Source organism: Pseudomonas sp. H1_G08, assembly GCF_054681355.1.
Genome location: NZ_CP162822.1, coordinates 3,821,093 through 3,842,426, shown reverse-complemented (window position 1 = coordinate 3,842,426; position 21,334 = coordinate 3,821,093). Strand labels below are relative to the sequence as shown.

Here is a 21,334-nt window from a genome sequence, read left to right as displayed (position 1 = left end):
GATACTCTCGACGGTCTCAGTTCACAGCGGACGTCGCTTCGACATGACGCGGTAAGGTCACCCGGATACGGGTGCCGCGTTGGCTTTTTACATCAGCCGGGCTGTCGATGGTGATTTGTCCATAATGCTCTTCAACGATGGAATAGACCAGTGCAAGGCCCAGACCGGTGCCTTCACCCGGATCCTTGGTGGTGAAGAAAGGTTCGAACAATCGGTCCATGATGCTCGACGGAATACCGCTGCCTTCGTCTTCGACGATCAGATCGACCGTGTGTTCGCCGGCTTCGCTCTTGACCCGTACCGCACTGTGCGGCGGCGAGGCGTCGCGGGCGTTGGAGAGCAGATTGATCAGCACCTGGGCGAGCCGTTGCGGGTCGCCTTCGACCCAATGATCGGGATCGCACAGGTTGTAGAACTGCACTTCGAAATTGCGCCGGTTCAGCGCCAGCAGGCCGATGGCATCCTGCGCGACTTCGGCCAGACACACCGGTTCGTCGTTGTGCTGATGACTGCCGGCATGGGCGAAGCTCATCAGCGACTGGACGATGCGCGAGACGCGTTTGGTCTGCTCGAGAATCTGCCCGCTGATTTCCGTCAGCTCGCCGTCGTCTTCGCGCTCTTCGCGCAGGTTCTGCGCCAGGCAGGCGATGCCGGTGATCGGGTTGCCGATTTCGTGGGCCACACCCGCTGCGAGTCGACCGATGCTGGCCAGCCGTTCGGAATGCACCAGTTTATCTTCGAGCATCTGCGTTTCGGTCAAATCCTCGACCAGTAACACCAGGCCACTGTTACCCGGGGCCAACGGCTCGTCGATTGCCGCTTTGTGCAGATTCAGCCAGCGGGTCTGACCATCGAGGGCCAGATGCTGTTTGTGCAAATGCTCGTCGGGCAGGTTGATGAAGCCTTGCAGCAGCTCTTTCCACGGGTTGGCGATGGTACTCAGACGCGAACCGACCACTCGCTGCGCAGCGATGCCGGTCAGCTCTTCCATGGCCTTGTTCCACATCAGGATCTCCTGATCCTTGGCCAGCGAGCAGACGCCCATCGGCAGTTCCTGCAAGGTCTGGCGGTGGTAGCGGCGCAGGGCGTCGAGTTCGGCGGCCAGGCCGGTGAGGCGCGAGTGGTAATCCTCGAGACGGCTTTCAATGAAGTGAATGTCTTCGGTGACGTAGTTTTCGCCGCCAGCCTTGTAGGGCAGGAAGGTTTCCACCATGTCCTGCGCAACGCTCGGACCCATCAGGCCGGACAGGTTGGCCTCGATGCGGTCGCGCAACCGGCGCAAGGCATACGGCCGGCGTTCATCGAAGGGCAGATACAAGTCGCGCAGCGCTTGCTCGACCTCCTTCTGCGCGGCCTTGGCACCCAGCGGCTTGGCCAGTTGCGTGGCGAACTCCTGCGGCGAAGCGGCGTGCAGTTCGCGGCGTTGCGGGCGGCGCACGTTGTCCACGGCGCAGGCTTCGGCGGCGCTGGCTTCTTCCGGGCTGGCGTTGGTGAACAGCGAGATCAGGGTGAACATCAACACGTTGGCGGCCAGCGAGGCGATGGCCGCCATGTGCCAACTGGTGTCGTCGAGCACGTAGATCATGTTCAGCAGCGGGATATAGAAACCCTGCAGATTGCCGACCAGCGGCAGCAGCATGGTCACCACCCAGACCGTGATCCCCGCCAGCAGACCGGCAATGAAACCGCGGCGGTTGGCGGTCGGCCAGTACAGCACCGACAACACCCCGGGCAGAAATTGCAGGGTCGCAACGAACGCGACGATGCCGAGGTTGGCCAGATCCTGTTCGACGCCGAGCATCAGGTAGAAACCGAAACCGGCCATGATGATCGCCACGATCAGCGCCCGACGGGTCCATTTCAGCCAGCGGTAGATGTTGCCTTCGGCCGGCGGCTGATAGAGCGGCAGCACCAGATGGTTCAGCGCCATGCCCGACAAGGCCAGGGTGGTGACGATGATCAGGCCACTGGCGGCGGACAGGCCACCGACGTAGGCGAGCAAGGCCAGCGGTTTGCTGTTGGCGGCAATGCCGATGCCGAGGGTGAAATATTCCGGGTCGGTGGTGGCGCCGAGTTTCAGGCCTGCCCAGAGAATCAGCGGTACGGCGAGACTCATCAGCAGCAGAAACAGCGGCAGGCCCCAACTGGCGCTGACCAGCGAGCGCGGGTTGAGGTTTTCCGTAAAGGTCATGTGATACATGTGCGGCATCACGATCGCCGAGGCGAAGAACACCAGCAGCAGCGTGCGCCACGGGCCTTCCTGCAACGGCGTGTGCAGGGCGGCGAGGGCCGTCTGGTTTTGCAGCAGCCACAGTTCGAGCTGTTGCGGGCCGTCGAACACACCATACAGCGCATACAGGCCAACGCCGCCGAGGGCGATCAGTTTGATGATCGACTCAAAGGCAATCGCGAACACCAGCCCTTCGTGTTTCTCGCGCGTGGCGATATGCCGGGAACCGAAGAAAATCGTGAACAGAATGATCAGCGCACAGAACGCCAGCGCCACGCGGCTCTGCACGCGTTCGCCGGTGAGGATGCCGATCGAGTCGGCCACTGCCTGAATCTGCAGGGCAAGCAATGGCAAGACGCCAATCAGCATGAAAATCGTGGTCAGCGCGCCGGCCCAGGTGCTGCGAAAGCGGAAGGCAAACAGGTCGGCCAGCGACGACAGTTGATAGGTGCGGGTGATCTTCAGGATCGGATAGAGCAGCACCGGCGCCAGCAGAAATGCACCGGACACGCCGAGATAGCTGGACAGAAAGCCGTAACCGTACTGATAGGCCAGGCCCACCGTGCCGTAGAACGCCCAGGCACTGGCGTAAACCCCCAGCGACAGGGTGTAGGTCAATGGGTGGCGAATGATCGCGCGCGGGATCATGCCCCGTTCGCTGACCCAGGCAACGCCGAACAGCGCCGCCAGGTACGCGGCGCTGATCAGGATCATCTGGGTCAGGCTAAAGCTCATCGGCATCTTTTTGGCTCTGCAGGATGAAGGTCACGACAATCAGGATCAGCCAGAGCAGATAAGGGCGATACCAGGCGCCCGTCGCGTCGATCCACCAATCCATGATGGCGGGGGAGAACAGGTAGATCCCGACGACCAAAAGCAGGACCAAGCGATAGATGTACATCCCGGCCTCTCTTTTTTATGCGCGTGCCCGAAAACGTGCGGCGATGGTAACGGATGGGCGCGCGACTGCAAGTGTCGTCATTGCAGTTGCGCTTCGGGCAGGGTCAGTGTGCGCGGGATCTTGGCAGCATCCCAATGTGCGCTGCCCCAGGCCAGCAGTTCGCGCGGCGAAGCGTGAGCCAGTTCGGTGCCGGGATGCTGCCCCAGCGCGCGCAAGGCCCGCAGCAGCAACGGCGTGGCCTGATCGGCTTCGAGCGGCGGCGAACGGTAGGACTTGCCGAGTTTGTTGCCGTCCGGCTGGGTGATCAGTGGCAGGTGCAGATAGCGCGGCTGTTTCAGGCCGAGCAGTTCTTGCAGGTACAGCTGACGCGGCGTCGAATCGAGCAGATCGGCGCCGCGCACAATATCGGTAATGCCTTGCCAGGCGTCGTCGAGCACCACCGCCAATTGATAAGCGTAGAGACCATCGCGCCGACGAATGACGAAGTCGCCGACGTCGCGGCCCAGGTGCTGACGGTATTCGCCCTGCACGCGATCGATGAAGTGGTATTCCAGCTCCGGCACGCGCAGGCGGATCGCGGCGTCGTGCTGATCATGCCCGGCATTGCGGCAAAACCCCGGATAAATCCCGTGATAGGGCTCCAGTTGTTTGCGCGAGCAGGTGCAGGCGTAGGCAAGGCCATGGTTGAACAGGCTGTCGAGCACTTCGGCGTAGGCAGCGTGCCGATCGCTCTGGCGGACCATTTCGCCGTCCCATTCGAAACCGTAGCTTTCCAGCGCCTTGAGAATCGCCGCTTGCGCACCGGGCTCTTCGCGCGGCGGATCGAGATCTTCCATGCGCACCAGCCAGCGCCCACCGACGGAGCGGGCGTCGAGGTAAGACGCCAACGCAGCGACCAGCGAACCGAAGTGCAGGTGGCCACTGGGGGTAGGGGCGAAGCGGCCGATGTAGGCGGGGGATTTGGCAGTCATGGAGGCGATAAAGGCTATTCAGAATTTAAGCAGGTTACCCCTGTGGGAGCGAGCCTGCTCGCGAAAGCTGTGTCAGTCATGAAAGAGAGTTATCTGAGAGGACGCTTTCGCGAGCAGGCTCGCTCCCACAGAGGCAGAAGCAGGTTCCGCGGGCAAAACACAGAAACAAAAACGGAGCGTTCACACGCTCCGTTTTTCGTTCAGGCCGAGATTACTTGCCGACCTGCTTTTCCTTGATTTCCGCCAGGGTCTTGCAGTCGATGCACAGATCCGCGGTCGGACGGGCTTCGAGGCGCTTGACGCCAATCTCGATGCCGCAGGACTCGCACCAGCCGTACTCTTCGTCTTCGATCAACTGCAGGGTCTTGTCGATTTTCTTGATCAGCTTGCGCTCGCGGTCGCGGGCGCGCAGTTCGAGGGAGAACTCTTCTTCCTGGCTGGCACGGTCGGCCGGGTCAGGGAAGTTGGCCGCTTCGTCTTTCATGTGATCAACCGTACGGTCGACTTCCTGCATCAAGTCCAGTTTCCACTTGTTCAGGATCTTGGTGAAGTGCGCGCGCATCGGAGCGCCCATGTACTCTTCACCCGCCTTCTGAACGTAAGGTTCGAAGCCGCTGATCGACGTTTGCTGCTGTTGCTTTGCTTGGGTGGGCATGAAATGGACCGCCTCTACTCTTGTAATCCATTGCGCAGGATTGCTCCATCACCGACACCTGCCGGCCCTGCGGCTGCAAGCGGGCGAACTTACCAGATCAAATCAGCCTGCGCTACTCCCGGATGTCGAGCCCCCGGCGGGTGGCGCTTGCAGATGTCTGACAAGCCGTGTCTGTGGGAAGGGAGACCTGTTCAATCACTGATTTTAGTCAATCCTGGAGCGTACGTTCAGATCGTTACGGTCCAGCGTTCTTGAGGCTGTGACCTTCACGGGTTCTCGCTCGTTCCGGCAGACAGGTAGAATCGTCTCTTTTTTCCGTCGAAGGCATTCCAATGGCCCCCTACAGTGCGCGCAGTCGTGCGATCGAACCGTTCCATGTGATGGCGCTGCTGGCGCGGGCCAATGAATTGCAGGCCGAAGGCCACGACGTGATCCATCTGGAAATCGGCGAGCCGGACTTCACCACCGCCGAGCCGATCATTCGCGCCGGACAAGCGGCGCTGACGGCGGGCAAGACCCGCTACACCGCCGCCCGTGGCATTCCCGAACTGCGCGAGGCGATCGCCGGTTTCTACCAATCGCGTTACGGCCTGAATATCGACCCACGGCGGATTCTGATCACGCCGGGCGGCTCCGGCGCGTTGTTGCTGGCCAGTGCCCTGTTGGTCGATCCGGGTAAACACTGGCTGCTCGCCGACCCCGGCTACCCGTGCAATCGGCATTTCTTGCGGCTGGTCGAAGGCGCGGCGCAATTGGTGCCGGTCGGGCCGGAGGTGCGTTATCAACTGACCCCGGATCTGGTGGCGCGGCATTGGGACCACGACAGTGTCGGCGCCCTCGTCGCTTCGCCGGCCAACCCGACCGGAACCCTGCTGACCCGCGATGAACTGGGCGGATTATCCACAGCTATCAAGGCCCGGCACGGGCACTTGGTGGTGGATGAGATCTACCACGGCCTGACCTACGGCACTGATGCTGCCAGTGTGCTGGAAGTCGATGACGGCGCTTTTGTCCTTAACAGTTTCTCCAAGTATTTCGGTATGACCGGTTGGCGCCTGGGCTGGCTGGTGGCGCCAGACGCGGCGGTCAGCGAATTGGAAAAGCTTGCGCAGAACCTCTACATCAGCGCGCCAAGCATGGCGCAATACGCTGCGCTGGCCTGTTTCGAGCCCGCCACCATTGCGATTCTCGAAGAGCGCCGCGCCGAGTTTGCGCGCCGTCGCGATTTTCTCCTGCCGGCGCTGCGTGAACTCGGTTTCAACATTGCCGTTGAGCCTGAAGGTGCGTTTTATCTGTACGCCGATATCAGCCGTTTCGGCGGCGATGCCTTCGCGTTCTGCCGGCATTTCCTCGAAACCGAGCACGTCGCCTTTACGCCGGGACTGGATTTCGGTCGTTATCAGGCCGGTCATCACGTGCGCTTCGCTTACACACAAAACCTCGCACGTTTGCAGGCAGCGGTGGAGCGCATCGCGCGCGGCTTGAAGAGCTGGCAAGGCTGATGCGCTTTTATCCTGCTCTGGAAGAAGCGCGGCTGATTCGACGTTACAAGCGTTTTCTCGCTGATATCGAGACCGTTAGCGGCGAGTTGCTGACCATTCACTGTCCGAATACCGGTTCGATGCTCAATTGCCAGGTCGAGGGCGGGCAGGTCTGGTTCAGTCGCTCCAATGACCCTAAACGCAAGTTGCCCGGCACTTGGGAAATTGGCGAAACCCCGCAGGGCCGGCTGTTTTGCGTCAACACCGGGCGCGCCAACGGTTTGGTCGAAGAAGCCTTGCACGCTGGGGTGATTACCGAGTTGAACGGCTTTACCGCGTTGAAGCGTGAGGTTGCCTACGGACAGGAAAAAAGCCGCATCGACTTCCGCCTCGAATACCCCAGCGGCCCGGCGTATGTCGAAGTCAAAAGCGTCACCCTCGGCTTCGACGGCACGGCGGTGGCGGCGTTTCCCGATGCGGTGACCCAGCGCGGCGCCAAACATCTGCGCGAGCTGGCGCATCTGGCGCGCGACGGCATTCGGGCGGTGCAGTTGTACTGCGTGAACCTCACCGGCATCGATGCCGTGCGCCCGGCCGAGGAAATCGATTGGGCTTACGCCGAGGCGCTGCGTGAGGCGGTCGCGTGCGGTGTCGAGGTGTTGGCGTATGGCGTGCGCCTTGACCATGAAGAGATGGTCATCGATCGCCGACTCGACGTGCGGCTCAACGGTTAAACGTCGATCCACACGCCTCGTGTATCTTCCCGGCATTCAATTGCCGTGAGTGACTGCCCGGCGCAGGGGCCGGCGACGCATTCGCCGTTCTCGATCAGAAACAGTGCGCCATGGGTGGCGCACTGGATCAGACTGTTGCTGGGGTCGAGAAACTGGTCGGGCTGCCATTCCAGCCCGACGCCGCGATGCGGGCAGCGATTGAAGTAGACATAGACCTGCCCGCCACGACGCACGGCGAAAAGCTTTTTGCCTTCAATTTCGAAACCGCGACTGCCGGCTTCGGCCAGATCACTGCCGGCGCAGAGAAACTTCATGGCTATCCTCTAATGTCCGCTCGTGTCTGGATATGTCCGAGCTTGACGTTCAAATGCAAACAATTATCAAATGGCGACCTTCTCCCACAGGGAGTCTGGCCGTTGCCGAGGATACTTGGCTCGCTGCGCCGATGCCCGGGAAACCTTGTTCAAGGAAGCTGTGTATGCGCCTGAAAACCCGCGTTGCCGTGCTGTGCGCCGGCCTTTTGCTCTGCCATCAGGCGGCTGCGGCGGATTTACCGCAACGCTGGGTCAGCGCCGGTGGCGCGCTGTCGGAATGGGTCAGCGCACTGGGCGGCGAGTCGAAGCTGGTGGGGGTCGATACCACCAGCCAGCATCCCGAATCGTTGCAGGCGCTGCCGAGTATTGGTTATCAGCGCAGCCTGTCGGCCGAAGGCATCTTGAGCCTGCGTCCGGACATTCTGATCGGTACCGAAGAAATGGGGCCGCCGCCGGTTCTGGCGCAAGTCAAAGCAGCCAAGGTACAGGTCGAGTTGTTTTCAGCCCAGCCTGATCTGCCGACGCTGGAAAAGAATGTCACTCATCTGGGCCAGTTGCTCGGCGCACAAAGCCAGGCGGCGCAGCTACTGCAGAGTTATCAACAGCAACTCCAGGCGCAGACAGTGCGAGTTGCCCAAGTGCAAACCACACAGAAAGCCCCCGGTGTGTTGCTGTTGCTCGGGCACGCCGGCGGCAAGCCGTTGATCGCCGGCAAGGACACTGCCGCCGACTGGTTGCTGCAACAGGCTGGCGGGCACAACCTTGCGACGCATACCGGCTACAAACCGTTTTCTGTCGAATCCCTCGCCAGCCTCGATCCCGAAGTGCTGGTGTTCGCTGACCGAGCATTGACCGGCGAGGCGGCAAAAGCCGCGTTGTTCAAGGAAAACCCCATCCTCAATTCCAGCCGCGCGGCCAAGAGCGGGCGGGTGATGGAGCTGGACCCGACGCTGCTGGTGGGCGGTCTCGGGCCACGGTTGCCGGCTGCTTTGCAAACCCTGACGGACGGTTTCTACCCGGCCAAGGGCGGCCAATGACCACACAGGTCAAACCCCGTGGCTTGTTCATCGGCCTGACATTGCTGTGTTTGCTGGCGATCTGGCTGTCGCTGGCATTGGGGCCGGTGAGCCTGCCGTTGTTCGATACCCTGCGCGCGGCGCTGCGTCTGATCGGCGTGCCGCTGGCGCCGGAAGGTCTGGAGCAGGCCGAGCTGATTCTCGGCCAGATCCGCCTGCCGCGAACCTTGCTCGGCTTGGCTGTCGGTGGCGTGCTGGCGCTGTCCGGCGTGGCGATGCAGGGTCTGTTTCGTAATCCGCTGGCGGACCCGGGGCTGGTCGGGGTGTCCAGTGGCGCGGCACTTGGCGCGGCGATTGCGATTGTCGGCGGCTCGTTCTTTGGCGGCCTGCCGGAGTGGTTCGGGCCGTATCTGTTGTCGGTGTGCGCGTTTCTTGGCGGGCTCGGGGTGACGGCGCTGGTCTATCGGCTGGGCAGGCGCAACGGTCAGACCCACGTGGCGACCATGTTGCTGGCCGGTATCGCGCTGACGGCGCTGGCCAGTTCGGCGGTCGGTCTGTTCACTTACCTGGCCGATGACGCCACGCTGCGCACCCTGACATTCTGGAACCTGGGCAGCCTCAACGGCGCCAGTTACGCGCGGCTGTGGCCACTGCTGATCATCACCATCGGCGTGGCGCTGTGGTTGCCGCGTCGGGCCAAGGCATTGAATGCCTTGTTGCTCGGTGAATCCGAGGCCGGTCATCTGGGCATCGATGTCGAACGGCTCAAGCGCGAACTGGTGTTCTGCACCGCGCTGGGTGTCGGCGCGGCGGTGGCCGCTGCGGGCATGATCGGTTTTGTCGGGCTGGTGGTGCCGCATCTGGTGCGCCTGCTGGCCGGCCCCGATCACAAAGTGCTATTGCCAGCCTCGGTGCTGGCGGGTGCGAGCCTGTTATTGCTCGCCGATCTGGTGGCGCGCCTGGCGCTGGCGCCGGCGGAGTTGCCGATCGGCATTGTCACCGCGTTTATCGGCGCGCCGTTCTTCCTTTATCTGCTGCTGCGAGGGCGTGCCTGATGTTGTCTGCGCACAATCTGCATGTCCGCCGTGGCCGCAAAGCAGTGCTCAGTGGGGTCACGCTGCAACTCGAACCCGGCGAGGTGCTTGGGGTGCTGGGGCCGAACGGCGCCGGGAAAAGCACGTTGCTTGGCGCCTTGTGCGGGGAGTTGCTTGCCAGTGACGGCAACGTTTCGCTCGATGGTCAGGCATTGAGCTATTGGAGCGGAACACAGCGGGCACAACGACTGGCGGTGTTGCCGCAGGTGTCGACGCTGGATTTTGCCTTCGCCGTCGAAGAGGTCGTCGGCATGGGCCGTTTGCCGTACCAGACCGGGCGCGTACGTGATGACGAAATCGTCGCGGGAGCGCTGGCCGCCGCCGATGCCGGGCACCTGAGTGGGCGCAGCTATCTGGCGTTGTCAGGTGGCGAGCGTCAGCGCGTGCATCTGGCGCGGGTGCTGGCGCAACTCTGGCCGGGTCAGGCCGGGCAAACCTTGTTGCTCGACGAACCGACATCGATGCTCGATCCGCTGCATCAGCACACCACCTTGCAGGCGGTGCGCGAGTTCGCCGATCGCGGCGCGGCGGTACTGGTGATCCTGCATGATCTGAATCTTGCGGCGCGCTATTGTGATCGCGTGCTGTTGCTGGAGGAGGGGCGCCCGGTTGCGCTGGATACCCCGCAGCAGGTTCTGCGTCCGGATACGCTCAGAGCGGTGTTCGGCCTGGAGGTTTTGGTGCAACCGCACCCGGAGCGTGGGCATCCGCTGATCATCGCCCGCTGATCAATCATCGAGGTGTCGCATGCGTGGATTGTGGTTGTTGGCACTGGTGTTGCTCGCGGGGTGTCAGCACGTGGCGGCTCCACCGGTGGGCGGCGATATCCGCGATCTGCGCAGCGGCGAGATGCTCACCGCGCAGCAACTGCTGGTGCGTCTCGCTGAACCTGAGCGTTTGATCATCGGTGAGCAGCACGACAATGCCGATCATCATGCTGCGCAATTGTGGCTGTTGCAGTCGCTGGGCGAGCGCCGGGCGCAAGGCAGTCTGCTGCTGGAAATGCTCACGCCGGATCAACAAGCGAAAGTCGATGCGCTGCGCCAGTCGAAGTCCGTCGCGGCTGATTTGCCTGCGGCATTGACCTGGCAGGAGGGCTGGGACTGGAATCTTTACGGGCCGATCGTGCGCTTCGCTCTGACACAGCCATATCCGCTGCTGGCGGCCAATCTCGATGACAGGGAAATCCGTGCGTTTTACCGAAATCCACCTGCGCTGAACGGTCCTCGCAGTAATGCGTTGTCCGTGCAGAACACGTTGCTTGGACAAGTCAGTGAATCCCACTGCGGCCTGCTGCCCGAATCACGGATGCCGGCGATGCTGGCAATTCAGCAACAGCGTGATCGACGCATGGCCGAACGCATGCTGGCGGCGCCAATGCCTTCGATCCTGCTGGCCGGTGCCTGGCATGCGCGCAAGGATGTTGGCGTGCCGCTGCATCTGATGGATCTCGGCGCTGGCAAGCCACCGATCGTATTGATGCTGGCCGAGCAGGGCGCTGCGGTAACGCCGGCGATGGCCGATTACGTCTGGTACACGCCGGCCACACCGAAGCCGGATTACTGCGAGCAGATGCGTCAGCAATTCGCCAAATGACTTTTCGGCAGGCAAAAAAAGACCCGGTAAAAAACCGGGTCAAATAACCGTGATTAGCCTGATGAGGAGATAATCTGAGAGTCCGAACCAAGGGCTTTTCAGAATATCGACTGATCTCGCGACCAGTTGTGATAATCATAGCGATTCTCATTACCGCGTCAACCGCTGTTTTTGCAAATCTGTAATTTAGTTTTGCGAGTGGTGGTGAGGCCCTGTGAATAAAGGGCTATGCGCTAGGTGCGCTGCGTCGTCAACTGCGTGATCTGGCGATTCAACTGTCCGATGCGTCGAGCCATACCCTCAATCAGGCCATGGGCGATCTTCGGATTGCTGCGAGTCATGCTCAAAAATTGATCACCGGGAATCAACATCACCGTGCTCGGCTCGGACGTCACCACCGAAGCGTTGCGCGGCTCGCCGGTAAACAACGCCATGGCGCCGAAAATCTCGTCCTTCGGCACGTCACCGACCTTGTGCCCGTCAACAAATGCCTCGGCGTGCCCGTCGATGATCACGAAGACATGATCCGCTGCATCGCCCTGTTGGATCAGCACGGCGCCGGCCTCGACCCGTTTGAAGCCGTTGGTGCTGCGGAACTCCCGGGGTTTCAACTCGGCCACAGCGTGGGCGAGCAGCGCCATTTGCCCGAGCAGATAGCTCAGAAGCTGCTCGGCTCGATCAGGGTCGGCATACAAATGCTGCAAAACCTCTGCGCGACCGTAGGGCAGCAGGCGCACAGTGCTGTCGCCGCATACGCGACAGTCGCTCCATTGCTCGCCACGTTGCAGACCGAGCAGATCACCTTCCTGCCAATAGAACAGAGGGCGGCCCGCGATGCAGCCATGCACAACGCCCTCGCTCAGCAAAAACAGCTGATCGTCCGGCAACTGCGCAAACAAATCATCCGTGGCCTCCAGTTCGACAACAGGCGCACACGGCGACAAATCCTGTAGCCATTGCCCGGGAAGACTCTGCAAGCGATTGATCAATACGTCGGCGTGCGCCGACTGTTCCCCCAGCAAATACATGGCGTCAGCGCCTGTTCAGTTTTTATGGCGCGCAGAAATGGCTTCGAGCTGCTTGTTCAAGGCGTCCTTGCGCTCGGCAGGGATGTCGTTCCAGTGCACGTCCATCAACGCCCCTTCGATCGCATACAACAACACCTTTGAAGCGCGAAAGCCTCGAGTACGCACGGCCCGGTAGGCATCCACTGCACCGAGGCGACGCAAGTCCGAGGCGCTGTGGATGCCCACGGCATGCAGCCATTGCGCCGATGTCTTGCCAAGATTTTTCAGGTGTTGCAGTTCATCATTCATCAAGCCTCCTTGCGACGGCCGAATGGTGCGTGGGCGAGCTTCTCAGCAGTGTAGCCATCAGTAGGAAAAGCGTGGTTGTTTGGTCGGATTCGACGCAAAAGCTTCTAAGAAAGGGGGGTAAAGGACCTGCGAACGCAGAGGGAAGGGAGGTAAACGATTATCAATGTGGGAGCGAGCCTGCTCGCGAAGAGGGCGTATCAGACACAATCAATATCGACTGACACTACGCCGTCGCGAGCAGGCTCGCTCCCATAGGGGCAAGGCGTGGTGTCAGGAAGATTTCCGGATATCAGCGAGTGCGATAGCGCAATCGTGTACCGAAATTCATTGACATCAGGATCTCGTCGGCACTCAGCTCCGGCGGAAAGTACGCACCGGAAATCTGTGCATGGGCCAGGCTGGCGCCTTCGAGCGAAGCCTTGCGGAAATCGATGCCACGCAAATCGGCGGAGCGGAAATACGCATCCCGGAAATCCACGTTATCGGCGTTCAGTTCACGCAGGTCGAGGCCACGGAAATCGCCGCCGACCATGTCGATCAGACCATCCTGTGGACGTTCTTTGTTGAAGCCTGCAACGTCATCTTTGTGCAGCAGGGCGTAAAGCGGAGTGTCGAGCAGTTTAGGCTGGCTCATGTCAGATCACCTGTTGGTTTTATGACGCCAGTATAGTGCCACTATTTGCCGGCCGTGAAGCGAGCGAGGGCTTCACGGCCGAAATAGTTTTTTACAGGCCCGGCAGGCGCTGACGGATCTGCGCAACCACGGTGTCCAGCGTGCCGGATTCATTGGTCTGCACGCGTTTGCTGCGCAGAATCTCCTCCGGGGTCAGCGCTTCGCGATTGGCCTGCTGCGCTTCGATCACTGCCAGGGTGGCGTCGGACGGATCCTTCTGATCGGCCTGGCGCATCGCCAGCCAGCTCTCGATCACGGCTTGCGGGGCGTTGCAGTCGAGGATCAGGAACGGCGTGCCGGTGGCTTCGGCAATCTTCGCCGCGTTGTCGCGCTGTTCACGCTTGAGGTAAGTCGCGTCGATCACCACCGGGAAGCCGGCGTGCAGGATCACCTCGGCGATTTCATGCAGACGTGCGTAGGTCGCGGTGCTGGCGTCGGCACTGTAAATGCCGGCCTGCACGTCGTTGGCAACGGTCTGCTCACCGAACAGGCGCTTGCGCTCGACATCGGAACGCAGGCGAATTGCGCCCAGCGCTTCGACCAGGCGCATGGCCACATGGCTCTTGCCGACTGCGGAAACACCGTGGGTAATGGCCATGAAGCGCGAAGGAATGGTGCTGTAGCTTTCCGCCAGGTTGGCGTAGTTGCGGTACTGGCGCAGGGTGGTGGCGCGCTGCACCGCAGTCGCGTCCGCCGGCATGCTGAACAATGCCACCTTGGCCCGCACCAGCGCGCGGTAGGCTTTATAGAAGTTCAGCACTTCCAGGCCCTCATAGTCGCCGGTCAGTTCCAGATACTGGCTGATGAGGCGACGCGCCAACGATTTCAGGCCACGGTCTTCCAGGTCCATGGCGAGGAAGCCGGTGTCGGCCCAGACATCAGTGAAACGGAATGGCTCGTTGAACTCGATGCAGTCGAAGATCACCACATTACCGTCGATGACCGTGGCGTTGCCCAAATGGATGTCGCCGTGGCATTCACGGGTGAAACCTTGCGTCTTGCGCTGGGCGAACAGGGGCTTGAGGCGCTCGAAGCTGCTTTCGGCCCAGGCTTTCAATGCCTCAAGTTGCAGCAAATCGTTCTTGTCGCTGAGGAACGGCAGGATCTGCTCGAAGTTTTGCGCGACCGGCGCCATCACGCTGTCCGGCGTGCCGGCGTCGTGTTCGGCCGGGACTTTCGGGGCGTTGAGATGGAAATGGGCGATCTGTTCGGCCAACGCATCGATGTGCTGAGTGGTCAGTTCGCCATTGGCTTGCAGGGTGCTGAGCAACCCGCTCTGCGGGAACTGGCGCATTTTCAGCACGTATTCGATAGCCGGGCCGTCGCCGCCCAGTTGTGGTGCTTCGACGCTGCCGGTGATCGGCAACACGTCGAGATACAAATCAGCGGTCAGACGCTGGTTCAGACGCAGCTCTTCAGCGCAGAAATGCGCACGTGCGTCGAGGCTGGTGAAGTCGAGGAAGCCGAAATTCACCGGCTTCTTCACTTTATAGGCAAAGGGGCCGGTGAGAATCACCCACGAGATGTGGGTTTCGATGACCTGAAACCCTTCGACGGGATGCGGGTAGAGGGCCGGGTTTTGCAGGGCAGCGATCAGGGACTGGCTCACGGGCGATCCTTCAGAGGCGGGGGAATTCGAGGCGGCCATTATGGCTGCTTGCCCGCCTGACGCAAACCTCCGAGCGTGCCTGTTGAGGATCGATAAAGTGCGTATAATCCGCCGCCATGACTCGATCCCGATCCCCCCGTACCAAGAAAAAACCACCAGCCAAGGGCCTCAGCCCATGGTTGAGCTGGGCCATTAAACTCAGCCTGGTCGGCCTTGTAGTGCTGGCCGGCTTTGCCGTTTACCTCGATGCCGTGGTGCAGGAGAAGTTCTCCGGCAAGCGCTGGACCATCCCGGCCAAGGTGTACGCGCGCCCGCTTGAGCTGTTCGTCGGACAGAAGCTCAGCAAGGACGATTTCCTCACCGAACTCGATGCCCTCGGCTATCGCCGCGAAGCCGTGAGCAATGGCCCCGGCGCCGCCGCCGTCAGCGGCAATACGGTTGACCTGAACACTCGTGGCTTCCAGTTCTATGAAGGTCTGGAAAAGCCGCAGCCAGTGCGTGTGCGCTTCTCCGGCGACTACGTCGCCGAACTGTCCTCGACCAACGGTTCGAAACTGTCGGTGGTGCGCCTCGAGCCGCTGATGATCGGCGGCATTTACCCGAAAAATCTCGAAGACCGCATCCTGATCAAACTCGATCAGGTGCCGCCGTACCTGCTCGAAACCCTGATCGCCGTCGAAGACCGCGACTTCTACAGCCACTGGGGCGTGTCGCCGAAATCGATCGCCCGCGCCGTGTGGATCAACACCTCCGGCGGCAAGATGACCCAGGGCGGCAGTACGCTGACCCAGCAGTTGGTGAAGAACTTTTACCTGACAAGCGAACGCAGCCTGACCCGCAAGCTCACCGAAGCGATGATGGCGTTGCTGCTGGAACTGCATTACGACAAGAAGGAAATTCTTGAGGCCTACCTCAACGAAGTCTTCGTCGGTCAGGATGGCCAGCGTGCGGTGCACGGTTTTGGTCTGGCCAGTCAGTTCTTCTTCGGCCAGCCATTGTCCGAGCTGAAACTGCATCAGGTTGCGATGCTGGTCGGCATGGTCAAGGGACCGTCCTACTACAACCCGCGCCGCAACCCGGAACGCGCGCTGGAGCGGCGCAATCTGGTCCTCGACGTGCTGGCGCAGCAAGGCGTGGCAACCCCCGAACAGGTCGAAGCGGCGAAGAAAATGCCGCTCGGTGTAACGACTCGCGGCAAGCTCGCCGACAGCTCGTTCCCGGGCTTTATCGACCTGGTCAAACGTCAGTTGCGCGAAGACTACCGCGACGAAGACTTGACCGAAGAAGGCCTGCGCATCTTCACCAGTTTCGACCCGATTCTGCAGATGAAAGCCGAAGCCTCGGTCAACGACACATTCAAGCGTCTGGCCGGGCGCAAGGGCTCGGATGACGTCGAAGCGGCGATGGTCGTGACCAACCCGGAAACCGGTGAAGTCCAGGCGATGATCGGCAGCCGTCAGGCCAGTTACGCCGGTTTCAACCGCGCACTCGATGCGGTACGCCCGATCGGCTCGCTGATCAAACCGGCGGTGTATCTGACCGCGCTGGAGAAACCGAGCCAGTACACGTTGACCAGTTGGCTGTCGGACGATCCACTGTCGGTCAAGGGCGCCAACGGTCAGGTGTGGAAACCGCAGAACTACGATCGCCGCTCCCACGGTACAGTGTTCCTCTATCAGGGCCTGGCGCATTCCTACAACCTGTCGACCTCGCGTCTGGGCCTGGAAGTCGGCGTGCCGAACGTGCTCAAGACCGTAGGTCGTCTGGGAGTTACCCGTGAATTCCCGGCGTTCCCGTCGATGCTGCTCGGTGCTGGCGGTATGACGCCGATCGAAGTGGCGACCATGTACCAGACGCTGGCCAACGGTGGTTTCAATACGCCGATGCGCGGCATTCGCAGCGTGCTGACCGCCGAGGGCGAGCCGCTCAAGCGTTATCCGTTCCAGATCGAACAGCGCTTCGACCCTGCCTCGATTTACCTGATCCAGAACGCCATGCAGCGGGTGATGCGTGAAGGTACCGGCAGTTCGGTTTATAACGTGCTGCCCAAGACCCTGACACTGGCGGGCAAGACCGGTACCAGTAACGATTCGCGCGACAGCTGGTTTGCCGGTTTCAGTCAGGATCTGCTGGCAGTGGTCTGGCTCGGCCGCGACGACAACGGCAAGACGCCGTTCACCGGGGCCACCGGTGCGTTGCAGGTCTGGACCAGTTTCATGCGCAAGGCCGATCCGCTGCCGCTGGACATGCCGCAGCCGGACAACGTCGTGCAAGCGTGGGTCGATTCGCGCACCGGCCAGGGTTCCGATGCCAACTGCCCCGGCGCGGTACAGATGCCGTATATTCGCGGCAGCGAGCCGCCACCCGGCGCCGCGTGTGCAAGCGAAACACCTGCCTCGCCGGAATCGGTGATGGACTGGGTCAAGGGCTGGATGAATTAAGCAAAGAGGGTTTCAAGTGAACAAGTGGTTGATTCCAGCGGTGACCGCCGTGGCTTTGCTCAGCGGCTGCTCCACCGTACAGCGTGGTTCGATTCCGGTAGTGGATTCGGGTACGGCCGTGTCCAATAGCGAACGCATCGGCGCCAATGGCGGTTTCCGCCAGACCACGGTCAAGCGCCCGGCGCAGGGCCAGACTCAGGCGATTCCGCAAGGCGATACCGGCGTGGTGGTGATGGTGCCGGGCGGCGGTGCTGCGGTGTCAACACCGATCAGTTCTTCGCCGATCGTCCCGGGGCCTGCATCTGGCGGTATCACGTCGGGGCCGTATAACCCATCGGCGGTTGAGTCGGCGCCGATCAACTCCGGCAGCTACAGCATGCCGTCGACGCCAAGTGGCATTCCTTCGGCCAGCAGCGGTGGCGGGCTGTCGGCGGATGAGCAACTGGACGGTCCGGTACTCGCCTTGCTGACCACCGCGCAACAGCAGCAGGCCGGCGGCGACCTCAACGGTGCCTCTTCCAGCCTGGAGCGGGCGCAACGTGTCGCCCCCCGGGAGCCACAAGTGCTTTACCGTCTGGCGCAGGTGCGCATGGCCCAGGGCGATGCGCCGCAAGCCGAGCAGTTTGCCCGTCGTGCGCTGACCATGGCCAACGGTCGTCCGGATCTGCAAGCCAGCCTGTGGGAAATCATCGCTCAATCTCGTGAGAAACAAGGCGATTCCGCCGGCGCCGCGCTGGCCCGTCAGAAGGCCAAGGTTTCCCTGTGATGGACGTGCGTTTCCCGAAAATCGCCGATCAGCTGTTGTTGATTGAACGCGAGCTGCGCACCCAGGGCTGGTGGGATGAGGTTCAGCCGTCGGTCGAAGCCCTGAGCAGTGTCGAGCCGTTTTCGGTCGACACGCTGGACTTCGAGCAATGGCTGCAATGGATCTTCCTGCCGCGCATGAAGATGATCCTCGAACAGGATCTGCCCTTGCCGAACGCCTCGGGCATTCAGGAAATGGCGGAAATGGTCTTCGCCCAGCGCAACCTTGGCGGCAAGGATCGGCAGTTGCAGGTGCTGCTCAAAGAGTTTGACCTGCTGATCACTGCCTCCCGCTGAGCGCGGTTGTGTAGGAGCTTTGTAGGAGCTGCCGAAGGCTGCGATCTTTTGATTTTAGACGAGCAGGATCAAAAGATCGCAGCCTCGTTGCACTCGTCAGCTCCTACAAGTTCCGACGTAGCGATTACGAGCAATTCTCGGCAATCTGCTTCTTCGCTTCGACGATGCGTTCCTGACGCTGTGTATCGTCGAGCCTGCGCAAATCCCCCTCGACCTCCTCACGCAAGCGCGGATTGTTCTGCAGTTGCGCCAGGTTCGTGCGTGCCTGTTCGCAAAAGGCCTTGAGCTGCGCCTGCTGCTCGGCGACCTGTTTCTTCACCTTGGCATCAATGGCTTTCTGATCGCCGAGTACGCCGCCGCCCGGCAGCGGCGCGGCTTTCGGCGCGGGTGAGGAGGGCGTTTGCAGGGTCGTCGCCGGTTGGCCCTGCGGCGGTTGTGCATCGAAATGTGTGACGCCTTGGGCATCGACCCATTTGTAGATTTGAGCGGCCGAGCACCATGGGCTGAGACCGATCAGCAAAGTGAGGAGGAGCGTTCGCATGCTGATTCCTTGGCAAAAATGCGCAATTGACGCTAACAGAGTAGCGCTTTTCAGGTTTTTTCTTGCGTTCTCATGTGCTTACCCACAATTAACCCCACAGACGACTTGACTTGCAGAGGGCGAAACAGAAGAATCCAAAGTCCGCTGTAGAGGGACTGCCAGAAGCAGACCCACTCGGTAGATCATGAGGCGCACATCCGCGCCGACCTGTTACACCCGCAACGCGTTACCTCGCGCTGGGTGGGAAAGGCCCGCAACACTTGGGACGATCCCAATACTTGCTCAGTCAGTGCTGACGTAGTCGGCGACCACCGTCGCTCATGCTCTGCCGAGAAGTAAACCTATTAAGACCCGCCCCTTTTTTGTGGACGGTATTCTGGCGTTTTAGAGGTGAACAACGTGGAGCTTTTATCTGGCGGTGAGATGCTCGTCCGCTTTTTGCGTGACGAAGGCGTCAAATATATCTACGGGTACCCGGGTGGTGCTCTTCTGCATGTTTACGATGCCCTGTTCAAAGAACCGGAAGTGACCCACATCCTGGTTCGTCACGAACAAGCGGCTACCCATATGGCTGACGGCTACGCCCGTGCCACCGGTAAAGCCGGCGTGGTATTGGTGACATCCGGTCCAGGCGCCACAAACGCCATCACCGGTATCGCCACCGCCTATATGGACTCGATTCCGATGGTGATCATTTCCGGTCAGGTGCCAAGCACCATGGTCGGCACCGACGCGTTCCAGGAAACCGACATGATCGGTATCTCCCGGCCGATCGTGAAGCACAGCTTCATGATCAAGCACGCCTCGGAAATCCCGGAAGTCATGAAGAAGGCCTTCTACCTGGCGCAATCCGGTCGTCCGGGTCCGGTCGTGGTCGACATCCCGAAAGACATGACCAATCCGGCCGAGAAATTCGAATACGTTTTCCCGAAGAAAGCCAAGCTGCGTTCCTACAGCCCGGCCGTTCGCGGTCACTCCGGGCAGATCCGCAAAGCAGCGGAAATGTTGTTGGCGGCCAAGCGCCCGGTGCTGTACTCCGGCGGCGGCGTGATTCTCGGCAATGGCTCCGCGCAACTGACCGAACTGGCGAAAATGCTCAACCTGCCGGTGACCAACACCTTGATGGGTCTGGGCGCCTTCCCTGGCACTGACCGTCAGTTCATCGGCATGCTGGGTATGCACGGCAGCTACACCGCGAACCTGGCGATGCACCATGCCGACGTGATCCTCGCAGTGGGCGCACGCTTCGACGATCGGGTGATCAACGGTCCAGCGAAATTCTGCCCGAACGCCAAAATCATCCACATCGACATCGACCCGGCGTCGATCTCCAAGACCATCAAGGCTGACGTGCCAATCGTGGGTCCGGTCGAGAGCGTCCTGACCGAAATGGTCGCGATCCTCAAGGAAATCGGCGAGACCCCGAACAAGGAGTCCGTGGCCAGTTGGTGGAAGCAGGTCGATGAATGGCGTGGCGATCGCGGCCTGTTCCCTTATGAAAAGGGCGACGGCAGCAAGATCAAGCCGCAGACCGTGATCGAAACCCTCTGCGAAGTGACCAAGGGCGACGCCTTTGTGACCTCCGACGTGGGTCAGCACCAGATGTTCGCTGCGCAGTACTACACGTTCAACAAGCCGAACCGCTGGATCAACTCCGGTGGTCTGGGCACGATGGGCTTCGGTCTGCCAGCCGCGATGGGCATCAAGCTGAGCTTCCCGGACGACGACGTTGCCTGCGTCACCGGCGAAGGCAGTATCCAGATGAATATCCAGGAGCTGTCGACCTGCCTGCAATACGGCTTGCCGGTAAAGATCGTCATCCTCAACAACGGTGTGCTGGGCATGGTTCGCCAGTGGCAGGACATGAGCTACGGCAGCCGTCACTCGCACTCCTACATGGAATCGCTGCCTGACTTCATCAAGCTGGCTGAAGCCTACGGCCATGTGGGCGTACGCATCACCGAATCGAAAGATTTGAAGTCGAAGATGGCCGAAGCGTTCGCCATGAAGGATCGCCTGGTGATCATCGATGTTGCGGTCGACACCAGCGAGCACGTCTACCCGATGCAGATCAAAGACGGCTCCATGCGCGATATGTGGCTGAGCAAGACGGAGCGTACTTAATCATGCGGCACATTATTTCCCTGCTTCTGGAAAACGAACCCGGCGCTCTGTCTCGTGTAGTCGGCCTGTTCTCGCAGCGCAACTACAACATCGAAAGCCTGACCGTGGCGCCGACCGAAGACCCGACCCTGTCGCGTCTGACGCTGACCACCGTGGGCCACGATGAAGTGATCGAGCAGATCACCAAAAACCTGAACAAGCTGATCGAAGTGGTCAAGCTGGTGGACCTGTCGGAAAGCGCTCACATCGAGCGTGAACTGATGCTGGTCAAGGTCAAGGCCACTGGCGCCCAGCGCGCCGAGATCAAACGCACTACCGATATCTACCGTGGGCAGATCGTCGATGTCAGCGCCAGCGTGTATACCGTTCAGTTGACCGGTACCAGCGACAAGCTCGACAGCTTCATTCAGTCCATCGGCACCGCATCGATTCTGGAAACCGTCCGTAGCGGCGTGACCGGCATTGCTCGCGGCGACAAAGTTCTCAGCATCTAAACCAAATTAGCGCATGGCCTGAACGGCCGGATATAAGGGGAAA

The 21,334-nt window shown here is 60.9% G+C and carries 21 protein-coding genes; 11 read left to right on the top strand and 10 right to left on the bottom strand.

The features are described from left to right. Positions 1–16: 16 nt before the first annotated feature. From AB4N85_RS17415 to dksA, 4 genes are all read right to left on the bottom strand, one after another. Positions 17–2,971, bottom strand: a complete 2,955-nt coding sequence (locus AB4N85_RS17415; RefSeq protein WP_460065216.1) for a sensor histidine kinase — start codon at positions 2,969–2,971, stop codon at positions 17–19. Further along, a complete protein-coding gene (locus AB4N85_RS17410; protein ID WP_003176118.1) occupies positions 2,955–3,131 on the bottom strand; it encodes a hypothetical protein in 177 nt (58 codons plus the stop codon). The genes AB4N85_RS17415 and AB4N85_RS17410 overlap by 17 nt, the downstream gene beginning before the upstream one ends. Positions 3,132–3,208: 77 nt before the next feature. Then, positions 3,209–4,102 (bottom strand): tRNA glutamyl-Q(34) synthetase GluQRS, encoded by an 894-nt coding sequence (gluQRS, locus tag AB4N85_RS17405; protein ID WP_252886811.1) that lies wholly within the window; start codon positions 4,100–4,102, stop codon positions 3,209–3,211. Positions 4,103–4,313: 211 nt separating this feature from the next. After that, the gene (gene dksA / locus AB4N85_RS17400; protein WP_041477831.1) at positions 4,314–4,757 is read right to left on the bottom strand and encodes an RNA polymerase-binding protein DksA; all 444 of its coding nucleotides are present in this window, start codon (positions 4,755–4,757) and stop codon (positions 4,314–4,316) included. A 332-nt stretch (positions 4,758–5,089) separates the two neighbouring features. Here dksA and AB4N85_RS17395 point away from each other — a divergent pair, with 332 nt between their 5' ends. Further along, complete coding sequence (locus AB4N85_RS17395) at positions 5,090–6,259, top strand: pyridoxal phosphate-dependent aminotransferase (protein ID WP_150638524.1); 1,170 nt, start codon at positions 5,090–5,092, stop codon at positions 6,257–6,259. Further along, complete coding sequence (gene sfsA, locus AB4N85_RS17390) at positions 6,259–6,972, top strand: DNA/RNA nuclease SfsA (protein ID WP_258707209.1); 714 nt, start codon at positions 6,259–6,261, stop codon at positions 6,970–6,972. The genes AB4N85_RS17395 and sfsA overlap by 1 nt, the downstream gene beginning before the upstream one ends. Here sfsA and AB4N85_RS17385 read toward each other — a convergent pair. Beyond that, positions 6,969–7,286 (bottom strand): Rieske (2Fe-2S) protein, encoded by a 318-nt coding sequence (locus AB4N85_RS17385; protein ID WP_305381540.1) that lies wholly within the window; start codon positions 7,284–7,286, stop codon positions 6,969–6,971. The genes sfsA and AB4N85_RS17385 overlap by 4 nt on opposite strands. 164 nt (positions 7,287–7,450) lie before the next feature. On the opposite strand from AB4N85_RS17385, the gene AB4N85_RS17380 reads away from it, so the two are divergent. The 4 genes from AB4N85_RS17380 to AB4N85_RS17365 are packed head-to-tail and all read left to right on the top strand — an operon-like array spanning position 7,451 to position 10,992. After that, on the top strand, positions 7,451–8,323 hold the full coding sequence (locus AB4N85_RS17380) for a heme/hemin ABC transporter substrate-binding protein (RefSeq protein WP_460065211.1): 873 nt from the start codon (positions 7,451–7,453) through the stop codon (positions 8,321–8,323). A 50-nt stretch (positions 8,324–8,373) separates the two neighbouring features. Continuing rightward, positions 8,374–9,357: a FecCD family ABC transporter permease gene (locus AB4N85_RS17375; protein WP_163032956.1), complete on the top strand. Its 984-nt coding sequence runs from the start codon at positions 8,374–8,376 to the stop codon at positions 9,355–9,357. Beyond that, positions 9,357–10,124 (top strand): heme ABC transporter ATP-binding protein, encoded by a 768-nt coding sequence (locus AB4N85_RS17370; protein ID WP_460065208.1) that lies wholly within the window; start codon positions 9,357–9,359, stop codon positions 10,122–10,124. The genes AB4N85_RS17375 and AB4N85_RS17370 overlap by 1 nt, the downstream gene beginning before the upstream one ends. Before the next feature lie 19 nt (positions 10,125–10,143). Beyond that, complete coding sequence (locus AB4N85_RS17365) at positions 10,144–10,992, top strand: ChaN family lipoprotein (protein ID WP_460065204.1); 849 nt, start codon at positions 10,144–10,146, stop codon at positions 10,990–10,992. A gap of 233 nt (positions 10,993–11,225) precedes the next feature. On the opposite strand, the gene AB4N85_RS17360 is transcribed toward AB4N85_RS17365, so the two are convergent. The 4 genes from AB4N85_RS17360 to AB4N85_RS17345 all read right to left on the bottom strand — a co-directional run bounded on the left by AB4N85_RS17360 (position 11,226) and on the right by AB4N85_RS17345 (position 14,590). Beyond that, positions 11,226–12,020 (bottom strand): Crp/Fnr family transcriptional regulator, encoded by a 795-nt coding sequence (locus AB4N85_RS17360; protein ID WP_252868288.1) that lies wholly within the window; start codon positions 12,018–12,020, stop codon positions 11,226–11,228. Between the two features lie 15 nt (positions 12,021–12,035). Beyond that, the gene (locus tag AB4N85_RS17355; protein ID WP_016773175.1) at positions 12,036–12,308 is read right to left on the bottom strand and encodes a TfoX/Sxy family protein; all 273 of its coding nucleotides are present in this window, start codon (positions 12,306–12,308) and stop codon (positions 12,036–12,038) included. A gap of 289 nt (positions 12,309–12,597) precedes the next feature. Further along, entirely contained in the window at positions 12,598–12,942 is a 345-nt protein-coding gene (locus AB4N85_RS17350) for a pentapeptide repeat-containing protein (RefSeq protein WP_041477841.1), read from the bottom strand. 91 nt (positions 12,943–13,033) lie between these two features. Next, positions 13,034–14,590, bottom strand: a complete 1,557-nt coding sequence (locus AB4N85_RS17345) for a bifunctional aminoglycoside phosphotransferase/ATP-binding protein (protein ID WP_041477842.1) — start codon at positions 14,588–14,590, stop codon at positions 13,034–13,036. A 116-nt stretch (positions 14,591–14,706) separates the two neighbouring features. On the opposite strand from AB4N85_RS17345, the gene mrcB reads away from it, so the two are divergent. Genes mrcB through AB4N85_RS17330 form a run of 3 tightly spaced genes read left to right on the top strand, consistent with a single transcriptional unit; the run spans position 14,707 to position 18,132 of the window. Next, the gene (gene mrcB, locus AB4N85_RS17340) at positions 14,707–17,031 is read left to right on the top strand and encodes a penicillin-binding protein 1B (RefSeq protein WP_095181816.1); all 2,325 of its coding nucleotides are present in this window, start codon (positions 14,707–14,709) and stop codon (positions 17,029–17,031) included. A gap of 16 nt (positions 17,032–17,047) precedes the next feature. Then, the gene (locus AB4N85_RS17335; RefSeq protein WP_041477844.1) at positions 17,048–17,797 is read left to right on the top strand and encodes a tetratricopeptide repeat protein; all 750 of its coding nucleotides are present in this window, start codon (positions 17,048–17,050) and stop codon (positions 17,795–17,797) included. Beyond that, entirely contained in the window at positions 17,797–18,132 is a 336-nt protein-coding gene (locus AB4N85_RS17330; RefSeq protein WP_041477845.1) for a YqcC family protein, read from the top strand. Before AB4N85_RS17335 ends, AB4N85_RS17330 begins: the two co-directional genes overlap by 1 nt. A 124-nt stretch (positions 18,133–18,256) precedes the next feature. Here the strand turns inward: AB4N85_RS17330 and AB4N85_RS17325 are convergent, their stop codons facing one another. Next, on the bottom strand, positions 18,257–18,673 hold the full coding sequence (locus tag AB4N85_RS17325) for a DUF4124 domain-containing protein (protein ID WP_056790380.1): 417 nt from the start codon (positions 18,671–18,673) through the stop codon (positions 18,257–18,259). 399 nt (positions 18,674–19,072) lie between these two features. On the opposite strand from AB4N85_RS17325, the gene AB4N85_RS17320 reads away from it, so the two are divergent. Then, entirely contained in the window at positions 19,073–20,797 is a 1,725-nt protein-coding gene (locus AB4N85_RS17320; protein ID WP_039761986.1) for an acetolactate synthase 3 large subunit, read from the top strand. Positions 20,798–20,799: 2 nt separating this feature from the next. Beyond that, a complete protein-coding gene (gene ilvN / locus AB4N85_RS17315; protein WP_003176102.1) occupies positions 20,800–21,291 on the top strand; it encodes an acetolactate synthase small subunit in 492 nt (163 codons plus the stop codon). The last annotated feature ends 43 nt before the right edge of the window (positions 21,292–21,334 follow it).

Bases quoted from the DNA above. Each gene is read 5' to 3' on its own strand.
- AB4N85_RS17415 (WP_460065216.1), bottom strand. From the start codon at position 2,971: ATGCCGATGAGCTTTAGCCTGACCCAGATGATCCTGATCAGCGCCGCG.
- AB4N85_RS17410 (WP_003176118.1), bottom strand. From the start codon at position 3,131: ATGTACATCTATCGCTTGGTCCTGCTTTTGGTCGTCGGGATCTACCTG.
- gluQRS (WP_252886811.1), bottom strand. From the start codon at position 4,102: ATGACTGCCAAATCCCCCGCCTACATCGGCCGCTTCGCCCCTACCCCC.
- dksA (WP_041477831.1), bottom strand. From the start codon at position 4,757: ATGCCCACCCAAGCAAAGCAACAGCAGCAAACGTCGATCAGCGGCTTC.
- AB4N85_RS17395 (WP_150638524.1), top strand. From the start codon at position 5,090: ATGGCCCCCTACAGTGCGCGCAGTCGTGCGATCGAACCGTTCCATGTG.
- sfsA (WP_258707209.1), top strand. From the start codon at position 6,259: ATGCGCTTTTATCCTGCTCTGGAAGAAGCGCGGCTGATTCGACGTTAC.
- AB4N85_RS17385 (WP_305381540.1), bottom strand. From the start codon at position 7,286: ATGAAGTTTCTCTGCGCCGGCAGTGATCTGGCCGAAGCCGGCAGTCGC.
- AB4N85_RS17380 (WP_460065211.1), top strand. From the start codon at position 7,451: ATGCGCCTGAAAACCCGCGTTGCCGTGCTGTGCGCCGGCCTTTTGCTC.
- AB4N85_RS17370 (WP_460065208.1), top strand. From the start codon at position 9,357: ATGTTGTCTGCGCACAATCTGCATGTCCGCCGTGGCCGCAAAGCAGTG.
- AB4N85_RS17365 (WP_460065204.1), top strand. From the start codon at position 10,144: ATGCGTGGATTGTGGTTGTTGGCACTGGTGTTGCTCGCGGGGTGTCAG.
- AB4N85_RS17360 (WP_252868288.1), bottom strand. From the start codon at position 12,020: ATGTATTTGCTGGGGGAACAGTCGGCGCACGCCGACGTATTGATCAAT.
- AB4N85_RS17355 (WP_016773175.1), bottom strand. From the start codon at position 12,308: ATGAATGATGAACTGCAACACCTGAAAAATCTTGGCAAGACATCGGCG.
- AB4N85_RS17350 (WP_041477841.1), bottom strand. From the start codon at position 12,942: ATGAGCCAGCCTAAACTGCTCGACACTCCGCTTTACGCCCTGCTGCAC.
- mrcB (WP_095181816.1), top strand. From the start codon at position 14,707: ATGACTCGATCCCGATCCCCCCGTACCAAGAAAAAACCACCAGCCAAG.
- AB4N85_RS17330 (WP_041477845.1), top strand. From the start codon at position 17,797: ATGGACGTGCGTTTCCCGAAAATCGCCGATCAGCTGTTGTTGATTGAA.
- AB4N85_RS17325 (WP_056790380.1), bottom strand. From the start codon at position 18,673: ATGCGAACGCTCCTCCTCACTTTGCTGATCGGTCTCAGCCCATGGTGC.
- ilvN (WP_003176102.1), top strand. From the start codon at position 20,800: ATGCGGCACATTATTTCCCTGCTTCTGGAAAACGAACCCGGCGCTCTG.